The organism is Mesorhizobium sp. B1-1-7 (assembly GCF_006442705.1).
GTDB lineage: Bacteria > Pseudomonadota > Alphaproteobacteria > Rhizobiales > Rhizobiaceae > Mesorhizobium > Mesorhizobium opportunistum.
The window spans coordinates 157,451-179,372 of sequence record NZ_VFWQ01000014.1; the positions used below are offsets into that span (position 1 = coordinate 157,451).

The following is a 21,922-nucleotide window of genomic DNA, read 5'->3' on the forward strand; positions in this document are numbered from 1 at the left end:
TGGCGAATTCCTCGATCTATGCGCAAATCAGCGGGTTTGAGCGGGCATAAGGTCACACATTAGGGGGAAAGAAAATGCCTGCCCGATGCCCGGCGCAGAGCAAGACCACAAATCATGGCGATTTTGGCGCAGCCGACCATGTGACGGCGCCGGAGACCAGCAGCATGGCCGCGGCGGCGATCGAAGCGAGGAAGAAATTACCCGATGCCTGGGCCAGCAACCCGGCGGCGATCGGGCCAATGATCTGGCCGAGACCGAAGGATGCCGTCATCAAGGCAAAGACACGCCGGGGTGCCCTCGGCGCCTGCTGGCGCGCGGCCTGCAGACCAAACGCCGTGATGGCGATGAAGGTGCCACCGAGCAGCAGACCGCCAAGCAGCGGTCCGGAATATCCGCCAAGTGCCACGCTGGCGATGACGCCGATCACTTCGATGAAGCATGCCAGCGCATAGGCGGCGTGAAGCCCGGTCCAGGCCGCGATCTTCTGCCAGAACCAGATCGAGGGAAAGCCGGCAAGGCCAGCGACCATCCACACCATGGCCTCGAAAACACGGCTGCCGCCGCCTTGCCGGACGATGGCGACCAGGAATGTCGCGGTCACCACATAGCCAAACCCGAACAGGCCGTAGGCGACGATGATCTTCATCAGCGATCGGTCTTTCGGCAGCGCCGGCTCGCGTGCGGCCTCGCCATCGGCGAGCGGGCCTTCGTCCGCCAACAGCGCGACGACCACGAAACCGCAGGCCGAAATTGCCGCCGACCACAACCAGCCAGCCGCCCAGCCGGCATGTTCGGCGACCAGCACCGCCATCATCGCCGCCGAGATCGCGATACCCAAGCCAACGCCGCCAAAATGCCACGCCTGCAGGTCGCTGCGTCCGGCCGCCGCGATATGGCTGAAAACGATGCTGGCCATGAACACCATGACGAAGGCGCTGGCCAGGCCGGCCAGAAAGCGGACGGCGAGAAAGGCGGCCATGGCGTCGGTCAACCCCATTACCGCAGCAAGGATGGTGCTGGCGCCAAGGCCGACCAACATCAGCTGACGCTCGCGTCCATGTGCCCAACCGCCCGCCGCGGCAAGCGCGCCGAGGAGATAACCAAGATAGTTGGCCGAGGCGATCCAGCCGGCATTGGCCGGCGACAGATGCAGTTCTTCCATCATGCCGGGCAGGATCGGCGTGTAGACGAAACGGCCGATGCCCATGGCGACGGCCATGGCGATCATGCCGGCGAAGGCGTAGCGTAGCGCTGTCGAGTTGGCTGATGTCATTGCAGCGCACAATAAATGCAGGGATTGCTGAAACAATCCGCCATCCGTTGGGCCAGTGCGGCCGCGGAATGCCACGTCGTGGTCGACCTGTCCTGAAACCGGAACGTGCGGCGCTTCCGCTCAGCAGCGCCCGCCGAAACTGGCGCGCAGTGAAGCGGTCTCATGCGCGGTCCGCCGTGCCGTCAGCCTGAACGGCACATCGCCGAGTTCGCGCTCCGACATGGTGTTCAGCACGGGATGCGAAAGCGGATCGGTCAGCCACCTCTGCGTGTCGCTCTCGCGGAGTGATTCGTACGGCGTGGTCGCGGCGAACAAGACCTTCAGCGATGACAATATCCTTGGCATTTTCGGCTCCGCCGGTCTGTCTCCCGTCGATAAAATCCGCCGTTTCGATGTGCCTTTCAATTGAGATTTCGGCCAGATCGGTTTAGAAAATCTCAAATGAGCGTGCTCAACCGCATCCACCTCAACGGCCTTCGCGCCGTCGAAACCGTCGCCCGTCTCGGATCGCTCGCAGCGGCGGCGAGCGAACTCAATGTTTCCGTCAGCGCCGTCAGCCAGCAGATAAGCCGCACCGAAAAGCAGCTCGGCCAGGCTCTATTCGAGCGCACGACGAGCGGCCTGGTGCTGACCGAATTCGGCACCGTGTTCGCGACCCGGCTCGGCGCGGGGTTTCGCGAGCTGGCCCAGGCGGTGGCGCTGGCCGATGAAGCGACACAATGCACATTGGTGGTTTCGGTGGCGCCGGCCTTCGCGTCGAAATGGCTGCTGCCCAGGCTATCGCGTCACTTCGACCGGCATCCCAACGTGCTGCTGCGCATCGACGCCTCGGTGCGGCCGGCCAATCTCGACCACTCCGACATCCATATCGCCATTCGGCTCGGCGACGGCAAATGGCCGGGCGGGCGAGCAGAACTGCTTTTGGCGCAGGAGGTCTTCCCGGTCTGCGCACCTGACATCGCCCGGAAATTGAGAGCGATCGAAGACCTTGCCCAGACCTGCGCCATCACCGACGAGCGGGCGATGATCAACTGGGAAAGCTGGTTCACCGCGGCCGGCGTCCAGCCCGTCACCTTCCAGAAGGGCGCGCGCTTCACCGATCCGATGCTGTGCCTGGAATCGGCCATTGCCGGCCATGGCGTGATGCTCGGCTGGCAGTTGCTGGCTGCCGATGCGCTGGCCGACGGGCGGCTGGTGGCGCCATTCGGAATCCGCGCCCAGAGCGGGCTCGGCTACTGGCTGGTGACTTCGGCGGAGAAGACCGAGAGCCGCAAGGTCCGCGACTTCAAGGCCTGGATCAAGGAGGAGATCGCGGCGACGATGGCGCAGTTCGGATCCGTGAAGATGGGCCACTCCGGCGCGATCGCGGTGGAAAGCACGGTGGCGCCGGTCTATGTAGATTGAGAAATCCAACAACGACGGCAGGCAGGATCATGACCACACATTCGCGCGGCGTTTCCGCATCGATCGACCCGGTGAAGCTCGACAGGCTGGCGGAAGTCGCCATCAAGGTCGGACTGCAACTGCAGCCCGGTCAGGATCTGGTGCTGACCTCATCGATCGCGGCCCTGCCGCTGACCAGGCGCATCGTCGAGCACGCCTACAAGGCCGGCGCCGGACTGGTGACGCCGATCTTCAACGACGACGAGATGACGCTGGCGCGCTACCGCTTCGGCGCCGATGCGGGTTTCGACCGCGCCGCCGGCTGGCTCTATGAAGGCATGGCGAAAGCCTTTTCGAACAATGCGGCGCGGCTGGCCGTGCGCGGCGAGGATCCCTCGCTGTTGTCGGCGCAAGACCCGACAAAAGTGGCGCGCGCCAACAAAGCAAACTCGATGGCCTACCAGCCGGCGCTGGAAAAGATCACCGGCTTCGACATCAACTGGAACATCGTCGCCTATCCGGACCTCGCCTGGGCCAAGCAGGTCTTCCCGGACGACGCTGACGATGTCGCGGTGGCCAAGCTCGCCGATGCCATCTTCGCCGCCTCGCGGGTCGACGTGGAGGACCCGATCGGCAACTGGAAGGCGCACAATGCGGCGCTGCGCGGCCGCACCGAATGGCTCAACGGCCACAATTTCCAGGCGCTGCATTTCACGGGACCGGGCACCGATCTGACTGTCGGGCTGGCGGACGGCCACGAATGGATGGGCGGCGCCTCGACCGCCAAGAATGGCATCACCTGCAATCCCAACATCCCGACCGAGGAGGTCTTCACCACGCCGCATGCGCGGCGCGTCGAGGGTCATGTCTCGTCGACCAAGCCGCTGTCCTACCAGGGCACGCTGATCGACGATATCTCGGTGCGGTTCGAAGAGGGCCGGATCGTCGAGGCAAAGGCATCGAAGGGCGAGGACGTGCTGAAGAAGGTGCTCGACACCGACGAAGGTGCGCGGCGCCTCGGCGAAGTGGCGCTTGTGCCGCATTCATCGCCGATCTCGGCCAGCGGCCTGTTGTTCTTCAACACGCTGTTCGACGAGAACGCCGCCTGCCACATCGCGCTCGGCCAGTGCTATTCGAAGTGCTTCGTCGACGGCGCATCGCTCAGCCAGGACGAGATTGCAGCGCGCGGCGGCAACAAGAGCTTCATCCACATCGACTGGATGATCGGTTCGGACAAGATCGACATCGACGGCGTCCATAAGGACGGCGCCCGCGTGCCGGTGATGCGCAAGGGCGAGTGGGCCTGACGGCACGGAGGGTCGGATGGCTTTCGACCTGGAGGTCAAGCGGATCTATGAACCACCCGCTTCCGATGACGGGCAGCGGGTTCTCGTCGACCGGGTATGGCCGCGCGGCGTCAGCAAGAAGGACGCAGCGCTGACGCAGTGGCTGAAGGACATCGCGCCGAGCGACGAGTTGCGCAAATGGTTCGGCCATGAGCCGGCTCGCTGGGCCGAGTTTCAGAAGCGATATCGCGCCGAGCTGGACGGCAATGACGAGGCGGTGACGCAACTGCGCGGACTGCTCCGCCAAGGTAAGGTAACGCTGCTCTACGGCGCGCATGATGAAGCGCACAACAATGCCGTGGCGCTGGCGGGATATTTGCGCGCGGGTTGAGGCTTCGTTTCGCAGCGTTGGCGATTGGCGAAAGCCGAGGCGACATCTGATCTCCCTCCTTGCGGGGAAGATGCCCGGCAGGGCAGAGGGGGTGCTGTCCCTCCAGCCTATCAATCAATCGCAGCGACCTGGATAGGTTTTCGCAAGAACGAAATTCGTTGGGGTTGGCGATCCTTCACACCCCCCCTCTGTCCTGCCGGCCATCTCCCCCGCAAGGGGGGAGATTGGCAGCGTTGCCGTCTCGCTGCTTACTTCACCGCCTGCTCATAAACATCAGCCTTGAACCCGACCAGAATCCGATCGCCCACCTCAAGCACCGGCCGCTTGATCATCGTTGGCTTGGCCAGCATCAGCGCCTTGGCCTTCTTCTCGTCAAGATCCTGCTTGTCCTTGTCCGGCAGTTCGCGAAACGTCGTGCTGCCCTTGTTGAGCAGCTTTTCCCAGCCGACCTTGCCGACCCAGCCGTTCAGCTTGCCGGCCTCGATCCCTTCGGCCCGGTAGTCGTGGAACCGGTACGGCACGTCATGGCCCTCCAGCCAGACGCGCGCCTTCTTGATCGTGTCGCAGTTTGTGATGCCGTACATGGTGATCGTCAAAGCGTGCTTCCCTCGGGCTGACCGTCGAATCCGTCCCGCGGCGCATGCAGTCACCCAACGGCAAAGAAGTCAACGACCGCCATTGCTGCTATCTCGACGAACGCCTGGTGTGGACGGATGCGCATGGCGGCCAGGGCATCGTCCCGGCCGCCATATTTGTCTTAACCCCTCACCGAGAGCGGGCTCCCGGAAGCCGTTTCGGCCTCAGTAGTAAAAGCGCTCTTCGGTGATCTTGCCGTTCTTGACCGTGTACAGGCCAACCTCATCCATGGTGACGCGCTCGCCAGTAGCCTTGGGCGTTATGTCGAACTTGAAGCGCACCGCGAACTGGTCGCCATTGACATAGGGGCCCTCGACCAAACCGCCATGCACTTCGTTGTTCTCCTGCCACCACTGGCCCTTCTGCTTGAGGGCAGCCTTGCCGCGGCTGACGGCCATCGGCCCGTCCATGGCTTCATAGCTGACGATATCGTCGGCATTGTACTTTTCGGCAGCACCCTCGTTATCACCCTGCTTGAGGCGTTCGGTGAAGTCCTTGGCAATTTCCGCGATAGTCATTTGGGTTCCTCCTGTTCCGACGCATAGCAAATAGGGGACAGCTTGGTGACCTGCCACTGCCGGGCCAGTCGTAGCTGACAATCCGTGTCAGGACGGTGATGCCGGGCAGAGTGGCTCTCGCAGGTTGCGGACAGAAGCCAATTCCGTAATTCTAGTTGGATGTGCAACCTCTACAACATCACCACAACGCAAGAGGCGGTCCGCCAATGGACACGCACATTGCGCGACGTCATCGGCAACCTTGAACCTTCGGTCGACATCTATCCAAATCAGGCCGGCCCGGTCGTTCGCAACACGCCAGATGGGAAGCGTGAGTTAGCTAAGCTGCTTTGGGGTTTGCCAACGCCGCCTGAGCGCATGAAAGGCAAGGCAGACTATGGCACCACGAACGTTCGCAATCCGCAATACTCGCACTGGCAACAGTTTGTGAGCGTCGAGAATCGATGCGTCGTGCCGGTGACCAGCTTTGCCGAACCCAGCCCTACCCCGAGCGACAAGGACCCGGAAACAGGGATCCAGCGCAATTTTTGGTTTGCCCGTGACGAAAGCCGACCCTTATTCTTCTTCGCTGGTTTCTGGACCCCTTGGCAGGGCGTTCGGAAGGTCAAGGATGGTCCTGGTGACTTCGAGTTGTACGCATTCATGACCACCAAGCCCAATGCAATCGTCGCGCCAATTCACGAGAAGGCTATGCCCGTGATCCTTACGACGTCGGAAGAGACGGAGGCTTGGCTGACAGCGCCGTGGTCAGAAGCACGGTATTTGCAGCGGACCGCGCCAGACGATGCGTTGATGATCGTCGAGAAGCCAGCCACACAAATCAAGTTTCCGCAACAGGCTCCGGTCCAAGGGTCTCTGTTCTAGGCTACAGGATCGGGCTCGGCAGCAGCCTCTTCAATCGTCGTCTCGCCAGATCACTCGGCGAACCATGCGAATTTCGACAAGACGTCTAACACGAATTTTCAGGCGCTCAGCAGCGCTCGGCAAGACTATGTCGGCATCAAGCTCGCGGAGCTTGCAGCGCTCGCACCGCATATGCCGTTCGACGTCCCAAAAGGGAATGTCACCGACAAGCTTTGCAAGGTCGCCGGGTAGATAGTGCCGGGTGATGTTGCAGTGCCGGCATCGGACACGAATGAGTTGCCCCACTTCGTGCGCGAGGCATAGCGTTTGCACATTTCGGCGCGGTCGGCTACTCAATTCCGGCATCAACCAAATTAGGAGTATTTTCCTATTTTAGTCAATTGCCGCTTAGTTCCATGGCCATTTATTCACATGTCGTTCGACCGCCCCGCGCGCACCGTGCAGCGACCTTGCGAAGGTGGAAGAGGCTAGCTCGAGAGCATGGGACAGCTGGCGCCACGGCGCAGGCTGACATGCGCCACGTCGCCTACGTTGAATTGAAAGCCATCGGCCCGGCGCGGTGCGTCGATCACCACGGGCATTCCCTCCCCAAGTTCGGCGTGCAAGCGCAGCGTGCGGCCGTGAAAGACGATGCTGTTGACGCGCGCCGGCGCCGTGCCCGGCGAGACTTCGGTCGTCGCCAGCAAATCCTCAGGACGCACGCCGATGGTACGCACGTCGCCTTTACCGGGTGACTGGCCGGTTTCAGAAATGGCTTCCAGCGCCAGTGTTCCGGCGGTGAAACGCAGGCGATCGCCGTCGCGGCCGATAAACCGCGACTGCAGGAGATTCATGGTGCCGATGAAGCTCGCCACGAACTTCGTGGCGGGCCGATCATAGAGTGTCGCCGGCGGCGCGATCTGCTCGATGCGGCCCTTGTTCATGACGACGATGCGATCGGAGATCGACAGCGCCTCGGTCTGGTCGTGGGTGACCATGACGAAGGTGGTGCCGAGCCGCGACTGCAGCCGCTTCAGTTCCACCTGCATCTGTTCGCGCAGATGCGCATCGAGCGCCGACAGCGGCTCGTCGAGCAGCAGCACGCGCGGCTCGCAGACGATGGCTCGGGCAAGTGCCACGCGCTGGCGCTGGCCGCCCGACAATTCCAAGACCCGGGCGCGAAGCTTGTCGGCGAGACCGACCATGTCCAAGGCTTCGCCGACGCGTTTTGCCTGCTCGCTGCCGGAGAGCTTGCGCAGCGACAGGCCGAAGCCGACATTCTCGGCGACGTTCATATGCGGAAACAGCGCATAATCCTGGAACACGGTGTTGACCGGCCGGTCGAAAGGCCGAAGCGCCGTGATGTCGCGCCCGTCAAGCAGCACCTTGCCGCTTGACGGGCTTTCGAAGCCGGCGATGACGCGCAGGCTGGTGGTCTTGCCGCATCCCGATGGCCCGAGCAGCGTAATGAACTCGCCGCTGACAATGTCGAGATCGACGGCGTCGAGCCCGACGATGCCGCCGGGAAAGATCTTCGAGATCGCCTGCAGCCGGACCAATGCGTTCGGCAATTCCGGACGGAAAACCGCTTCGCACTTTTCCTGGAATTGCCCTGTTGGATCAGGCGCCATCGCGAACCTCGGACGGTTTCGTGGTGTTGACCCAGAGGATCTGGCACTGCTCGGCGCCCGGATTGCGGAAGGCATGCAAGAGCGTGCTCTTGAAGGCAAAGCTGTCGCCCTCCTTCAGCACGTATTTTGTCGAATCCACCACCAGTTCGACTTCGCCCGCCAGCACATAGCCGAATTCATGGCCGGCATGCGCATAGGCTTCCGCCGTGCCGCCATTGGCCTCCACGGTCACCAGCATGCCGGTCAGCGTCGCGCCTGGCGGCGACAGCAGCGCCTTGGCGATGCCTTCGGATTTGACGGGAATCGCGCGGCGGCTGTTGGCGCGCACGCAATAGAGATCATTGACTGCGTCGTTGCCGTCGGCGATCAGCGCCGACGGCTCGATGTCGAGTGCTGCCGCAAGCGGCCAGATCACCTTGACACGCAGCGATGACATGCCTCGCTCGATCTGGCTCAGCGCACCGATCGACACTCCGGCTTTTGCCGCCAGTTCGGCCAGCGAAAGGCCGCGCTCCAGCCGCAGCGCCCGCACCCGCCGGCCAACGCGGACGTCTGCATCGTCCTTGGGCTTCTCGGTTGCATCGTCCAGCAAATCCATGCGTCGGTCCTCGTTTTCTTCCCCTTCTCCCCTTGTGGGAGAAGGTGGATCGGCGCGCTAGCGCCGAGACGGATGAGGGGTGGGTGACGGATCGCCGTCATTGCCAAGCTGGAGCACCCCTCATCCGTCGCCTTCGGCGACACCTTCTCCCACAAGGGGAGAAGGGAAGACCAGCCTCACCCGCCAGCCTTCACCTTTTCGAACATCTTGGCCATATCGTCATTCTGTTTCATCGGACCGGTGAAGATCGTGCTCTTCAGCATCACTTCCGGATCGGACGGCAGTTGCAGCTTGTCCAGGTCTTCCTTCGGCACGCCGGCGAAGGCGGTGCTGAGCGAGCTGCCATAGCCGTAGGCCTGGATCAGATACTTACCCGAGTCGGCATCCAGCCGGCTGTTCATGAAATCGTAGGCGAGGTCGACATTCTTGGCGTCCTTGAGCATGACGAAGCCGCAGGCCCAGGTCAGCATGCCTTCCTTCGGTTTCATGAACTCGACCGGCACGCCCTGCTTCTTCAGCGAGGTGGCCGATGCATTCCAGGTCATGGCGGCGACCAGCTGGCCGCTGGCCAAGGCCTGTTCGACCGAGGTCATGTCGGTTGTGTAATTGGAGAGCAGCGGACGCTGCTCGCGCAGTTTCGCCGCCACCTTGTCCATTTGCTCCGGCGTCATGTCGAACGGATTGACGCCGGCCAGAAGCGCGGCAACGATCGGCGTGTCATGCACGGCGTCGATGGTCGCCATGCGGCCGGCATACTGCTTGTCCCACAGCAGGTTCCAGCTCGCTTCCGGGTTCTTCACCAGATCGGTGCGGTAGAGGATCGAGGTGTTGCCCCAGTCCCACGGCACCATCCAGACCTTGCCGTCGCCGGCCTGCAGATCGGGCAGGTTCTTGAACACCGGGAAGATCGAATCCCAGTTCTTGATGCGCTTGGTGTCGATCGGCTGCAGCAGGCCTTCCTTGTTCCAGCGCGCCACCTTGTCGTAGCAGGGATGCGCGATATCGGGACGGAAGCCGGCCTTGACCTTGGTGAAGGCGTCATCGTCGTCACCGAATATGGAAGCCTCGACGCCATCGGGGTGCGCGGCGAGGAAACTCTTGTTGAAGTCGGGCAGTTCATAGCCCGACCAGGTGAAATATTGCAGCTTGTCGCCGGCGAAAGCGACGGTCGACGACAGCGCCAACGCCAAAGCGGCGAGGCCGGCCCGGGCCGTCTTTCCGGATATCAGGTCGCCGGATATCAGGTCGAATGCCATTGCAGTTCTCCTCTCTTGGTTTGTTTTGGTTGTGATGGATTCGCGGGTCGCGGCGCGGTCGCTGACAGGCCGCGATGGCGAAGGATCTCGGCAAGGCCGGCGATGACGAAGGACACCGCCAGGATCGACGTGCCCAGCGCCATGACCGTCGGCAGCGACTTCGGAAACCGCAGCTGGCTCCAGATGTAGAGCGGCAGCGTCGGCTCGGTGCCGGCAAGGAAGAAGACGACGATGAATTCGTCGAACGATATCAGGAAGGCCAGCATGAAGGCCGAAACGATGGCCGGCAGGCTGAGCGGCAGCATCACCCGCCGGAAGGTTGTCCCGTCGGACGCGCCGAGGTCGAGGGCGGCCTCGCGAATGGTCTTCGGGATGGCGGCGAAGCGGCTGCGCATGATCACCACGGTTGTCGGCAGCGCCACCAGTATGTGGCCGAGCACGATGGCGATGCGCGACGGTCCGAGGCCGATGAGGTTGATCAGGATCAGCAGCGATATGCCGACGATGACGCCCGGGATCAGGATCGGCAGCCGGGCGATGGCGCTGATGGTGGCGGCCAGCGGCGAGCGGCCATAGAGGTCCATGTAGGACACGGTGATGCCGCAAAGCGTGGCGCCCGTGGCGGCAATGATGCCGATGACGAGGCTGTTGACGAGCGCGCCGGACAGCGCCGAATTGCCGTACAAAGTCGCGTACCATTGCAAGGTGAAACCTTGCAGCGGAAACGCCGCCTGGATCGAGTCGTTGAAGGAAAACAGCGGGATCAGCAGCACCGGCAGATAGAGGAAAAACAGATAGGCGACGACGTAGACGCCAAGCCAGCGGCCGCCACCTTGCGTGCGCGCGCTCATGTGCGGCTGCCAAATCTGCGGTCGGTGAAGCGCGCGACCAGCACCACCGCCAGGATCACCAGCATGACGGCTACGGAGAGTGCTGCTCCAAACGGCCAGTCATTGGCCTTGCCGAACTCAGCCTGGATCAGCGTGCCGATCATCGTGGAGGCCGGGCCGCCGACGAGCGCCGGCGTGACATAGTCGCCGACGGTCGGCACGAAGACGACGAGCGCGGCGGCCAGCACGCCCGGCATCGAATTGGGCAACACAACCCGGCGGAAAGAGGTGAACGGCCGCGCACCGAGATCGGAAGCAGCCTCGAGCAGGGATTTCGGGATGGTGTCCAGCGCCACATAGATCGGCAGGATGGCGAATGGCGCGTAAGCATGAGCCAGCGTGACGACGACGGCGGCCGGCGTGTTGAGAAAGGCCAGCGTCGGCTCCGACCAGATGCCGGTTTCGATCAGCGCCGAGTTCAACACACCATTGTAGGCGAGCACGATCTTCCAGGCGAAGACGCGCAGGAGATAGCTGGTCCAGAACGGCAGCGTCACCAGGAACAAGAGCAGACCGCGCCGCCGCCCGGCGTGGAAAGCGAGATAGTAGGCGACGGGATAGGCAGTGACGACCGTGGCCAGCGTGACCAGCGCGGCAATCACCAGCGAGCGCAGCGTCACCGTCCAGTAGAGCGGATCGGAGATGACGGTGGCGAAGTTGGACAGGCTGAAGCCGGCGCCTAGAAGAGAGCCGTCATTGTTGCGGAAGGCGAGGAAAAGCACGAGGCCGAGCGCAAACAGGATCAGCAGGAAGGTGACGGCCGCGCCCGGCAGCAGCATGGCGAAGCTGAAGCCCGATGAAGACCGGGCCTCTGGCATCTGGTTTGCAACAAGGGTCGACATCGACCTGCTCGGTTTTTGAAATTAACTGAGACTTTTTCATATTTATGAAACTGTCAAGTGAAATCCTGTCGGCTAGAGCTTTTGGTAATACTTCCATTCTTCATGGCCGCGCGCATTTCACATTCTTGAACAAGCGCTTCAGTTTTCACGGGAGCGTGAACCGCGAAGGTGGAGTCTCACAAGGGAACGCGGCACCCTTGATTGCCAATGACGGGATAGACCTTTGAGAGGAATCCGGTGAAAGTGCCGCGCCGATCCGGCCAAGCGCATTTTCGATCATTCGGAGGACCCAACGCCATGACCAACCTGACACATCTGCCGGCCGAAGGCCTGTTCGTCGGGCGCGCCGGGAGCAGCGATGCCTCGCATCCCATGGTTGTCACCGTGCGTGACGGCACCGTCTTCGACATCACGTCGAGCACGGCGCCGACCGTGCGCGACGTCTGCGAAATGGCCGACCCGGCAAAGCATGTGCGCTCGGCCGAGGGCAAGCCGATCGGATCGCTCGACGACATTGCCGCCAACAGCTTCGAGGCCGCGCGCGATCCGGCCAAGCCGTATTTGCTGTCCCCGGCCGACCTGCAGGCGATCAAGGCGTCGGGCGTGACCTTTGTCGTCAGCCTGCTCGAACGGGTGATCGAGGAACAGGCGCGCGGCTCGGCGGAAAAGGCCGACGCCATTCGCGCCGATATTGCCGGGCTGATCGGCCACGATCTTTCGAAGCTCAAGCCCGGTTCGCCGGAAGCCATGGAGATCAAGGCCAAGCTGATCGCGCGCGGCGCCTGGTCGCAATATCTGGAAGTGGGCATCGGCCCCGATGCCGAGATCTTCACCAAATGCCAGCCGATGGCTTCGGTCGGCTTCGGCGCCGATGTCGGCCTGCATCCGGTGTCGACCTGGAACAATCCGGAGCCGGAGATCGCCATGATCGCCGCCTCGAGCGGCAGGATCGTCGGCGCCACCATCGGCAACGACGTCAATCTGCGCGATGTCGAAGGGCGTTCGGCGCTGCTGCTCGGCAAGGCCAAGGACAACAACGCCTCCGCATCACTCGGCCCCTTCATCCGCCTGTTCGACGACACGTTCACGATCGCCGACGTGAAGAACGCGGTCGTGCGCCTGAAGGTCGAAGGCGAGGACGGGTTCTCGCTGGAGGGCGCGAGCTCGATGGCCGAGATCAGCCGCTCGCCGGAAGAACTGGTTGCCGCCGCCATGGGGCCGCACCACCAGTATCCGGACGGGCTGGCGCTTTATCTCGGCACCATGTTCGTGCCGTCGAAGGACCGCGGCGAAAAGGGCAAGGGTTTTACCCACAAGGTCGGCGACATCGTCACCATCTCGTCGGAGAAATTCGGCGCGCTGGTCAACCGGGTGCGGCTGTCGCCCGATTGCCCGCACTGGACCTACGGCGCCAGCCATTTGATGCGCGATCTCGCGAAGGCCGGCCTGATCTAGCGGTTTCTTCAAGCGGTTCGGTCCTGAAGGGCAGCTATCGCTTGTGGAGCATGCAGCGCCGATCGCACAACCCGCTCGGCTGAGCCTCGACGCCAATCATCCGGCTGCCCGGGAAAACCGTCCCAACTGATGCAATCTGATGGGACCGCTGATGGCGCCGCGTCAGCCGACAACTACATCTGCAGATGGAGGCTTGCCATCCGTCGAAAAAGGGAATGCTCTGAGGCATCCGAGCGGCGCTGGCAAAAGACGCAATCCGGCTGACGCCGGAACAAGGGACGGATCATCTTCAACCGGGAGGAAATCAAATGCTGACAAGACTGAGACTTGTGCTCTACGGACTGCTGGTCGCGCTGACGCTCGTTCCGGCGGCGGCGCAGGCCAAGACGTTCTACTGGATTTCACATGGCGGCCCAGCCGATCCGGTCTGGACCTACTTCCTGGCCGGCGCCAAGCAATGGGCCAAGGACACCGGCAACACCGTCAACACCTCGTTCCACAATGGCGACGTCGCCTCGCAGCAGGAAGCGGTTCGCGCCGCCCTCTCCGCCAAGGCCGACGGCATCGTCACCACCAGCCCCGATCCGGGCAGCCTTGTCGAGATCGTCAAGGAGGCCCGCGCGGCCAATATCCCGGTCATCAACTTCAACACGCCCGATCCCAAGGCCAATTTCAACGCCTATGTCGGCGGCGACAACGTCACCTTCGGCAAGCATTGGGCGCAGTATCTGGTCGACAAGGGCCTGGTGAAGAAGGGCGACTTCGTCTGGATGCCGGTCGAGATTCCCGGCGCCACCTATGGCGTCCAGGAAGAGGAAGGCATCAAGAGCGTCTTCGGACCGCTCGGCATCACCTATGAAGTGACCGAAGCGACGCTCGACCAGGCCGAGGTGATCAACCGCATGGTCGACTACCTCACCGCCCACAAGGGCAAGGTGAAGGCGATCATCGGCCTTGGCGATCTGGTCACCGGCTCGATCAAGCGGGTATTCGACCAGGTCGGGGTCAAGCCCGGTGAAATTCCGGTCGTCGGTTGGGGCAACTCGCTCGACACAACGCAGGAAGTGCTGAACGGCTATGTCAATGCCGGCCAATGGCAGGACCCGCAGGCAACCAGCTATGTCGCGCTCTCGCTCGCCAATATGGCCGCGTCAGGCATTCCTCCGGGCTTCAACGTCATCACCGGCGCGCTCTATGAAAAGGACACCGCCGAGGTCTACGACAAGATCCTGTCGGGTAAATAAGATCCGAGACCGAGACGGTCGCGATCGCACCCGCGGTCGCGACTGTCTGTCCATTCGCCGAGCCTGGCTGGATTCCGGTGCAGCGCTCCGCCTCTCCAATCATGTCGCGGGTTATCAGTGGAAAATCATTCGCTCGTCCAACGCCTGATCGCGCGGCCGGAATTCGGTCCCTTCGTGCTCCTGGTCGTCGAAATCGGCGTTTTCTGGAGCTTCAATCACGACTTCCTGTCGCCGCAGAACATCTCCAATACGCTGGCATTCACGGTCGAGCTCGGCCTGATCGCGCTGGCGATGACATTGCTGATGACATCGGGCGAATTCGACCTGTCCGTCGGTTCCCTATTCGGTTTCTCGCCGGTGCTGATGTGGACGCTGTTCAATGCCGGCGTCACCTCGCTGGAGATGGGCTTCGTCGTCGCGCTGGTGGTCGCAGCCTTGATCGGACTGGTCAACGGCTGGTTCGTCACGCAGCTCAAGATCCCGTCCTTCCTGGTCACGCTCGGCATGTTGCTGGTGGTGCGCGGCAGCGCCCTTTTCATCACCGACGGCTTCCCACAGCGCACCTGGAGCGCCGAGGGCAGCTGGCTGGCGGAAGCGCTGGTCGGCGACTTCTTCATCGGGCCGTTTCGCATCTACATGTCGCTGTTCTGGTTTATCGCCGCGGCGATCGCGCTCGGCTACGTGCTGACGCAAAGCCGAACCGGAAACTGGATCCAGGCGGCGGGCGGCAATCCCAACGCGGCGCGCGCCCGCGGCGTCAACGTCAACCGCGTCAAGATCGGCCTGTTCGTGCTGTCATCGGTCATGGCCTCGCTTGCCGGCGTCATCTCCTCGCTGCGCACCTCCGCCGCCAACCCCAACAGCGGCACCGGTTACGAGCTCGAAGTCATCGCCATGGTGGTGATCGGCGGCACGGCGCTGACCGGCGGGCGCGGCACCATCATCGGCACCGTGCTCGGCATCCTGATCCTGCGCGTGATGCGCAACGGCATCGTGCTGATCGGCGTGCCCGGCCTTGCCTACAACATCTTCATCGGCGCGATCATCCTTGGCATGATGGCGCTTCATTCATGGCTGGAACGCCGGCACCAGGCAGGGACTTGAACCATGGCCGAGCCACTGATCCGCATGCAGAACATCCGCAAGTCCTATGGCCGCGTGCAGGCGCTCGAGGACGCCAACTTCCATGTCAACGAACGCGAGATCGTCGGCCTGCTCGGCGACAATGGTGCCGGCAAGTCGACGCTGATCAAGGTGCTCTCGGGTGCCGTGCCGCTGACCAGCGGCGACATCTTCATCCGCGGCAAGAAGGTCGCCCTGCGCAGCACAAGCGACGCCATCGCCCACGGCATCGAGACCATCTACCAGGACTCGGCGCTGGTCACGCAGCTGTCGATTGCGCGCAATCTGTTTCTTGGGCGCGAGCCGATCAAGCCGCCGCGCTTCCTCAACCGCATGGACCAGGAGGCGATGAACACTGTCGCCCGCGACCTGCTCAAGCAGGTCGGCATTTCGAAGAACATCCCGCCGACGACGCCGATCGGCTCGCTCTCCGGCGGCGAGCGCCAGGCAGTGGCGATCGCGCGCGCCATGCATTTCGACAGCGACCTCATCATCCTCGACGAACCGACCAACAATCTCGGCGTTGCCGAAACACAGGGCGTGCTGAGCTTCGTGCGCAGCGCGCGCGATTCCGGCCATTCCTGCATCTTCATTGCGCACAACATCCATCACGTCTTCCAGGTGGTCGACCGCATCGTCGTCATGCGCAGGGGCAAGGTGGTCGCCGACGACATCGACCCGAAGACGACAACCGTGGCGGAAGTCGAACGGATCATCACCGGCATGTCGGACAAGGAAATCCGCGACGCCGTCGCCGACGGCAAGCCGCCGCACTGAAGACGGGCGGAAGCCGTCTTGCCGAAGCAGCCGAATGGACATCGCGGTGATGGGTGGCGATCACCCACCACTCAGACCACATCGCCTGCCACATCATCGGTCTGGTGCGCCATGGCATCGGCGCATAGGGTTGCGGCATGAAGGCCACCGTCTCCGATATCGCCAGGACCTGCGGGCTCTCGACGGCAACGGTCGACAGGGTGCTCAACAATCGGCCGGGCGCCAGCGCCGCCAACCGGCAGCGCGTCATGGAGGCCGCCAAGCAGCTCGGCTATCTGCCGGTCGCCGACCAGGTGACGCTTCCCTCCAAGCCCGCAAACCTCGAATTCTTCCTGCCGATCGGCAGCAACGCCTTCATGCAGGATCTGGCAAGATACATCGAAGACTATGCGTCGCGCCTGCCGCTCGTCGCTTCCTGCCGGATCCACAATCTAGCCGGCATATCGCCGAACGCGCTGCAGACAGCCGTCGAGAACCTGTCGCTGCGGGCCAATGGCGTCGGTGTCATCGCCATCGACCATCCGCGAACCCGCAACATCCTGCGCGACATCGTCGACACCGGCATCCGCCTGGTGACGCTGGTGTCCGATATTCCGGCCGCTCCCCGCTCGGCCTATGTCGGCATCGACAACCGCATGGCGGGACGGACGGCGGCGCTTTTGATGGGACGTTTCCTCGGCGGCCGTGAGGGCCGCCTGGCGATGGTCGTCGGCTCGCGCTCCTATCGCGGCCATGAGGAACGCGAAATGGGCTTCCGTTCCGTGCTCGGCGAGGAGTTTCCCAACCTGACCATCAGCAGCGCTGTCGAGATCAATGACGAGCCCGATGTCAGCTATGCCGAGACGATGAAGGCGCTGCGCAACGAGCCGGAACTGCTCGGCATCTATTGTGTCGGGGCCGGACGCTCCGGCGTCGCGAAAGCCATCCGGGAAGCCAGGCCAAATCGCAAGCCGGTGTTCATCTGCCACGATCTGACCAAGGAAACACGCGGCTATCTCGTCGATGACCTCGCCGATGTCGTCATCGACCAGAACGCCAGGCTGATCGCCGAACAGTCGGTCATCCGCCTGCTTGGCTCGATTGCCTCATCGGCGCCTTATCTCACCCGGAAATTCATCGAACCGCGCCTGATCTTCAGGGAAAACGTTCCGGTTCAATAGGTTAGCGCGCCTGCGCAAGGCGGCTTTGTTCGGATTTGTAGGAGGATTGACGGGTGCTGCGGCAATTCTGCACACCTGCTATGCAACTTTTATGGTTGCCGAATCATTGGGCAACTCGTAGGTTCTGGTTGTCGGCCATCTACTCCTCCCAGATGCGATGCCGGCGCTGAGTGGGGTGCACCTCCTCCCGCACCACATTCGAAATCGAGCCCGCTGCCACCTCCTCCCGGCAGCGGGCTTTTTTCGTTCCGTTGGCAGGAATTGCAGTGCTGCCCGGCGCCAAAGGGCACCAGGCATCGCCTAGACCGCACGACAAGTTGAATGGAACGCGCGGCCGATCACTTCAGCTGGCGGCAGTGCCCCGGAAAGAAACAATCAGCCCCTCGGCCATGCGCACGAACTGCGCGCTTGGCCCTTCGGCGCCCACGGTCTGCACGCTGACACGCGCGCCCTCGAACAGCAGCGACAGCGTATCGGCGAGCAGTTCTGCCTGACCGATGCCGGCATCCCGGCACAGCGCCACAAGACGTTCGCGCTGGGCTTCCTTGAGTTCCTTGATCACGCGTCGGGCCGGATGGTCGGGCTCGGTCAGCTCGGCCGCGGCATTGGCCATGTCGCAGCCGCGACCATCGGCATTGAGCATGGCGGCCGCCTTGCGAACCCAGGCGTGAAGCTGCGCGAGCTTGTCGCCCGGAAATTCGGCCTCGAAGGCTTCCCACATCGCGCCGGCCTTGGACGCATTGGCGCGCAGGCATTCGACGATCAGATCGTCCTTGGATTCGAAGTGACGATAAAGCGTCATCTTGTTCGTGCCGGCAGCTTCGGTGATGGCGTCGACGCCAACGCCTTTGATGCCGTGCTTGTGGAACATGTCACGCGCCGTCTCCAGGATCCGATCCCGGGGACGAGGGCGCTCCACGACGCCGTCTGTCATCATGATCTCCTTTCGTTTCCTAAAAACCCTCGGCCACCTCTTGACTAGGGTGTTACCGGTCTGTAACTATGCAAATGTTACTTACTGGTAACACCTATGTCGCCCGTCGTCAATAACAAGACCGTGAACTGGTCCTGCCAGATCGAGGGGTGGAAAAACTGCCAATCATGCGGCCTCGGCCGGTGAAGAGATGAAAAAACGGTTCGCGAGCATGGGCTGCGAATCGACAGACAAGGAGCCGGCCAATGCCACAGCGCCGCGATCTTACCATAGATGAGGCCGTCCGGGATCCGATGATCCGGCTGGTCATGAAAGCAGATGGGGTCGATCCCCGCGCCTTCGAGACAATGCTTCGCTCGCTCGCCAATGGGCAGCGTCGCAAGGTGCCGCTGCTGCGTTCGCTGGAAGCTTCCAGCGACGAGCGCGGCCAAAAACTGTCCAGGCTTGCCAGTGCCTTCGGCAGGGCAAGAGCAGCCGGCGAGGCATGTGTGTCGTGGTAAACTTTTTCATCCATCGTCCGATCTTCGCCTCGGCGATCGCCATCATCATGGTGCTCGCCGGGACGATTTGTTATTTTCTGCTGCCGGTCTCGCAGTTCCCCGACATCACACCGCCGCAGGTCGTGGTCAGCGCCCATTATCCGGGCGCCAGCGCGCAGGTCGTCGCCGATACGGTGACGACGCCGCTGGAACAGCAGATCAACGGCGTGCAAGGCATGACCTACATGTCGTCGACGAGCTCCAATGACGGCTCCTCGACCATCACCATCACCTTCGATGTCGGCTATTCCTTGAGCACGGCCGCCGTCGACGTCCAGAACCGCGTCTCGCAGGCGGCCTCGTCGCTGCCGGCGATCGTCAACCAGGGCGGCGTGACGATCAAGAAGCAGAACCCGAATTTCGTTCTGATCGTCAATCTCACCTCGCCCGACAGTTCCGTCGATCCGGTGGCGCTCTCGAACCTTGCCTATCTGCAGGTCGTCGATCCGCTGAAGCGGCTGCAAGGCGTCGGCGACGTACAGATCTTCGGCGAGCGGCGCTATTCGATGCGCGTCTGGCTCGACCCGGACAAGCTCGCCAATCTCGGCATCACCGCCGTCGACGTCCAGAATGCCATCGCGGAACAGAACGTCCAGGTGGCGGCCGGCAAGATCGGCCAGTCGCCGGCCCCGGCCGGCACCGCCTTCGAGATGCAGGTCAACGCCGTCGGCCGCTTGAGCGACCCGAAGGAATTCGGCGACATCGTCGTGCGCGCCAACACCGACAGCGGCTCGCTGGTGCGGCTGCGCGACGTTGCCCGCATCGAGCTCGGCGCGCTGCAATATTCATCGTCGGCCTTCTTCGGCAAGGATCCGACCGTGGTGCTCGCCGTCTACCAGATGCCGGGCTCCAACGCGCTCGATCTGCAGCAGCGCGTCAAGGACAAGATGCAGGAGCTGTCGGGCCGTTTCCCCAAGGGCGTTTCCTACGCCATGCACTACGACACGACGCGCTTCGTCTCGGCGTCGATGCATGACGTGCTGATCACGCTCGGCGAAGCCCTGGTGCTGGTCGTCGCCGTGGTGTTCGTCTTCCTGCAGAGCTGGCGCACGACCATCATTCCAACCATCGCCATCCCGGTTTCGCTGGTGGCGACGCTCGTGGTCATGGAGATGCTCGGCTTCTCGCTCAACATGCTCTCGCTCCTCGGCATGGTGCTGGCGATCGGACTTGTCGTCGACGATGCCATCGTGGTGGTCGAGAACGTCGAACGACAGCTCGAGGCTGGGCTGAAACCGCTGGCGGCGACCAAGGCCGCCATGGCCGAAGTCACCGGCCCGATCATCGCCACCACCGCCGTCCTGATGGCGGTGTTCGTGCCGGTCGCCTTCATTCCCGGCGTCTCGGGGCGGCTCTACAACCAGTTCGCGCTGACAGTGGCGATTTCGGTCGGCATCTCCGCCTTCAACTCGCTGACGCTCAGCCCGGCGCTCAGTGCCGCTTTCCTGCGCTATCGCCAGGGCACGCAGTTCGTGCTCTTCCGCTGGTTCAACAGTGGCTTCGACAAGCTGTCGCATGCCTACGCCCATGGCGTGCGCTTCCTCATCCGCCTGCGCTGGATCATGCTCGGCCTGTTCGCAGCCGGACTGGTCGCCACCTACTTCGTCTGGCAGAAACTGCCCTCGACCTTCCTTCCGGTCGAGGACCAGGGCTACTTCTTCGTCGTCATCCAGCTGCCCGACGGCGCCTCGCTGGAACGCACCGACGCGGTGGCCAAGAAGGCGCGCGACATCCTGCAGGCGACGCCCGGCGTCGACATCGTCGGTTCGATCAGCGGCCTGAACTTCCTGACCAGTGCTGCGCAGTCGAACTCGGCGGTCGAATTCGCCATCCTGAAACCCTGGGAGGAGCGCGGTCCCGACCAGAGCGCCTCCAAGCTCGTCGCCGACGTGCGCGGCAAGCTGATGCAGATTCCGGAGGCCTTTGCGCTGAGCTTCGATCCGCCTTCCATCCCTGGTATCGGCACCACGGGCGGCTTCGAATTCGTCGTCGAGGATCTCACCGGCCGTGGCAGCACAGCCCTCAACGATGCGACGCAAGCCGTGATCGCCGAGGCGCGCAAGCAGCCGGAAATCAATCCGCAGCAGCTGTTCTCGCCGTTCTCGACGTCGACGCCGCAGTTCAACTACGACCTCGACCGCTCCAAGGCGAAGCTGCTCGGCCTCAACCTGCCTGACGTGTTCAACACGCTGCAGATCTATCTCGGCTCGCTCTACGTGAACGACTTCAACCTGTTTGGCCGCACCTTCCGGGTGACCATCCAGGCCGACAAGGACGCACGCGCGGGTGCTGCCGACATTTCTCGGCTCTATGTGCGCAATGCTTCCGGCGGCATGGTGCCGCTCTCGACGCTGGGCAAGTTGGTGCCGTTCGTCGGACCGGAAACCGTGCCGCACTACAACAACAATGCATCGGCCTCGATCAACGGCGGTGCCGCACCGGGCTTCTCCTCGGGCCAGGCGGTCGCCGCCATGGAACGGGCTGCCGCAACGGCCCTGCCGAGGGATTTCGGTTTCGAATGGACCGGCATCACCTTCCAGGAACTCAAGGCAGGATCGATCGCATCGGTCGTCTTCGGCCTCGCCATCGTCTTCGTCTTCCTGATCCTGGCGGCGCAGTATGAGAGCTGGGCGATGCCGTTCATGGTGCTGCTGGCGGTACCGCTGGCCTTGTTCGGCGCCTTCGCGGCGCTCTCGGTGCGCGGCATGCAGATCGACGTCTATTCGCAGATCGGCTTCGTCATGCTGATCGGACTGGCGGCGAAGAATGCCATCCTGATCGTCGAGTTCGCCAGACGGCGGCGCGAGGAGGGCTTGAGCATCGTCGAGGCGGCGATGGAAGCCGCGCGTCTGCGGCTGCGGCCGATCCTGATGACGGCCTTCGCCTTCATCCTCGGCGTGCTGCCGCTGATGTTCGCGACCGGCGCCGGTGCATCGAGCCGCCAGTCGATCGGCACCACCGTGTTTGGCGGCATGGTCGCCGCGACCATCCTGTCGCTGGTGTTCGTGCCGGTCTTCTACGCGGTCATCGAACAGCTGCGCGAACGCCGCGAAAGCGGCGAGCCGGCCTCACAACATTCTGAACCAACTGCCGAAACCGCCTTCCCTCCCCTGGCGGAAGCGGCCGAATAAGATTGGAGACTGA

The 21,922-nt window shown here is 62.9% G+C and carries 21 protein-coding genes; 11 read left to right on the forward strand and 10 right to left on the reverse strand.

What is annotated here, in order from left to right; translation table 11 throughout:
* Positions 1-112 precede the first annotated feature (112 nt).
* Positions 113-1,273, reverse strand: a complete 1,161-nt coding sequence (locus tag FJ978_RS23910) for a YbfB/YjiJ family MFS transporter (protein WP_140574415.1) — start codon at positions 1,271-1,273, stop codon at positions 113-115.
* Between the two features lie 120 nt (positions 1,274-1,393).
* Complete coding sequence (locus FJ978_RS23915) at positions 1,394-1,618, reverse strand: hypothetical protein (protein ID WP_140574417.1); 225 nt, start codon at positions 1,616-1,618, stop codon at positions 1,394-1,396.
* A gap of 96 nt (positions 1,619-1,714) precedes the next feature.
* Here FJ978_RS23915 and FJ978_RS23920 point away from each other — a divergent pair, with 96 nt between their 5' ends.
* The 3 genes from FJ978_RS23920 to FJ978_RS23930 are packed head-to-tail and all read left to right on the forward strand — an operon-like array spanning position 1,715 to position 4,333.
* Positions 1,715-2,677 (forward strand): LysR substrate-binding domain-containing protein, encoded by a 963-nt coding sequence (locus FJ978_RS23920; RefSeq protein ID WP_140574419.1) that lies wholly within the window; start codon positions 1,715-1,717, stop codon positions 2,675-2,677.
* 29 nt (positions 2,678-2,706) lie between these two features.
* Positions 2,707-3,963 (forward strand): aminopeptidase, encoded by a 1,257-nt coding sequence (locus FJ978_RS23925; RefSeq protein WP_140574451.1) that lies wholly within the window; start codon positions 2,707-2,709, stop codon positions 3,961-3,963.
* Between the two features lie 16 nt (positions 3,964-3,979).
* Positions 3,980-4,333, forward strand: coding sequence for a DUF488 domain-containing protein (locus FJ978_RS23930; protein ID WP_013896736.1), 354 nt, complete (start codon positions 3,980-3,982; stop codon positions 4,331-4,333).
* Between the two features lie 248 nt (positions 4,334-4,581).
* Here FJ978_RS23930 and FJ978_RS23935 read toward each other — a convergent pair whose 3' ends face one another.
* Positions 4,582-4,929 carry an ArsC family reductase gene (locus tag FJ978_RS23935; protein WP_041164377.1) on the reverse strand — a complete coding sequence of 116 codons (348 nt, stop codon included), beginning with the start codon at positions 4,927-4,929 and terminating at the stop codon, positions 4,582-4,584.
* 204 nt (positions 4,930-5,133) lie between these two features.
* Positions 5,134-5,487: a nuclear transport factor 2 family protein gene (locus FJ978_RS23945; RefSeq protein WP_140574453.1), complete on the reverse strand. Its 354-nt coding sequence runs from the start codon at positions 5,485-5,487 to the stop codon at positions 5,134-5,136.
* 159 nt (positions 5,488-5,646) lie between these two features.
* On the opposite strand from FJ978_RS23945, the gene FJ978_RS23950 reads away from it, so the two are divergent.
* The gene (locus tag FJ978_RS23950; RefSeq protein WP_023764561.1) at positions 5,647-6,351 is read left to right on the forward strand and encodes an SOS response-associated peptidase; all 705 of its coding nucleotides are present in this window, start codon (positions 5,647-5,649) and stop codon (positions 6,349-6,351) included.
* Between the two features lie 467 nt (positions 6,352-6,818).
* Here the strand turns inward: FJ978_RS23950 and FJ978_RS23960 are convergent, their stop codons facing one another.
* The 5 genes from FJ978_RS23960 to FJ978_RS23980 all read right to left on the reverse strand — a co-directional run bounded on the left by FJ978_RS23960 (position 6,819) and on the right by FJ978_RS23980 (position 11,547).
* Positions 6,819-7,961, reverse strand: coding sequence for an ABC transporter ATP-binding protein (locus FJ978_RS23960; RefSeq protein WP_246678189.1), 1,143 nt, complete (start codon positions 7,959-7,961; stop codon positions 6,819-6,821).
* Positions 7,951-8,559, reverse strand: coding sequence for a cupin domain-containing protein (locus FJ978_RS23965; protein WP_140574503.1), 609 nt, complete (start codon positions 8,557-8,559; stop codon positions 7,951-7,953). The genes FJ978_RS23960 and FJ978_RS23965 overlap by 11 nt, the downstream gene beginning before the upstream one ends.
* A gap of 176 nt (positions 8,560-8,735) precedes the next feature.
* Positions 8,736-9,815, reverse strand: a complete 1,080-nt coding sequence (locus FJ978_RS23970; protein ID WP_140574455.1) for an ABC transporter substrate-binding protein — start codon at positions 9,813-9,815, stop codon at positions 8,736-8,738.
* Positions 9,800-10,666, reverse strand: a complete 867-nt coding sequence (locus tag FJ978_RS23975; RefSeq protein WP_140574457.1) for an ABC transporter permease — start codon at positions 10,664-10,666, stop codon at positions 9,800-9,802. The genes FJ978_RS23970 and FJ978_RS23975 overlap by 16 nt, the downstream gene beginning before the upstream one ends.
* The gene (locus tag FJ978_RS23980; RefSeq protein ID WP_140574459.1) at positions 10,663-11,547 is read right to left on the reverse strand and encodes an ABC transporter permease; all 885 of its coding nucleotides are present in this window, start codon (positions 11,545-11,547) and stop codon (positions 10,663-10,665) included. Before FJ978_RS23980 ends, FJ978_RS23975 begins: the two co-directional genes overlap by 4 nt.
* 297 nt (positions 11,548-11,844) lie before the next feature.
* Here FJ978_RS23980 and FJ978_RS23985 point away from each other — a divergent pair, with 297 nt between their 5' ends.
* The 5 genes from FJ978_RS23985 (at position 11,845) to FJ978_RS24005 (ending at position 17,305) form a co-directional block, all read left to right on the forward strand.
* Positions 11,845-13,002 (forward strand): fumarylacetoacetate hydrolase family protein, encoded by a 1,158-nt coding sequence (locus FJ978_RS23985; protein ID WP_140574461.1) that lies wholly within the window; start codon positions 11,845-11,847, stop codon positions 13,000-13,002.
* A 308-nt stretch (positions 13,003-13,310) separates the two neighbouring features.
* Positions 13,311-14,246, forward strand: coding sequence for a substrate-binding domain-containing protein (locus tag FJ978_RS23990; protein WP_140574463.1), 936 nt, complete (start codon positions 13,311-13,313; stop codon positions 14,244-14,246).
* A 117-nt stretch (positions 14,247-14,363) separates the two neighbouring features.
* Positions 14,364-15,350, forward strand: a complete 987-nt coding sequence (locus FJ978_RS23995) for an ABC transporter permease (RefSeq protein ID WP_013896747.1) — start codon at positions 14,364-14,366, stop codon at positions 15,348-15,350.
* A gap of 3 nt (positions 15,351-15,353) precedes the next feature.
* Positions 15,354-16,145 (forward strand): ATP-binding cassette domain-containing protein, encoded by a 792-nt coding sequence (locus tag FJ978_RS24000; RefSeq protein ID WP_013896748.1) that lies wholly within the window; start codon positions 15,354-15,356, stop codon positions 16,143-16,145.
* 137 nt (positions 16,146-16,282) lie between these two features.
* Positions 16,283-17,305 (forward strand): LacI family DNA-binding transcriptional regulator, encoded by a 1,023-nt coding sequence (locus FJ978_RS24005; protein WP_013896749.1) that lies wholly within the window; start codon positions 16,283-16,285, stop codon positions 17,303-17,305.
* A gap of 343 nt (positions 17,306-17,648) precedes the next feature.
* Here FJ978_RS24005 and FJ978_RS24010 read toward each other — a convergent pair whose 3' ends face one another.
* Positions 17,649-18,239: a TetR/AcrR family transcriptional regulator gene (locus FJ978_RS24010; protein ID WP_140574465.1), complete on the reverse strand. Its 591-nt coding sequence runs from the start codon at positions 18,237-18,239 to the stop codon at positions 17,649-17,651.
* A gap of 245 nt (positions 18,240-18,484) precedes the next feature.
* Here FJ978_RS24010 and FJ978_RS24015 point away from each other — a divergent pair, with 245 nt between their 5' ends.
* Positions 18,485-18,739, forward strand: a complete 255-nt coding sequence (locus tag FJ978_RS24015; RefSeq protein ID WP_013896751.1) for a hypothetical protein — start codon at positions 18,485-18,487, stop codon at positions 18,737-18,739.
* A complete protein-coding gene (locus tag FJ978_RS24020; RefSeq protein ID WP_013896752.1) occupies positions 18,724-21,909 on the forward strand; it encodes a multidrug efflux RND transporter permease subunit in 3,186 nt (1,061 codons plus the stop codon). Before FJ978_RS24015 ends, FJ978_RS24020 begins: the two co-directional genes overlap by 16 nt.
* Positions 21,910-21,922 lie beyond the last annotated feature (13 nt).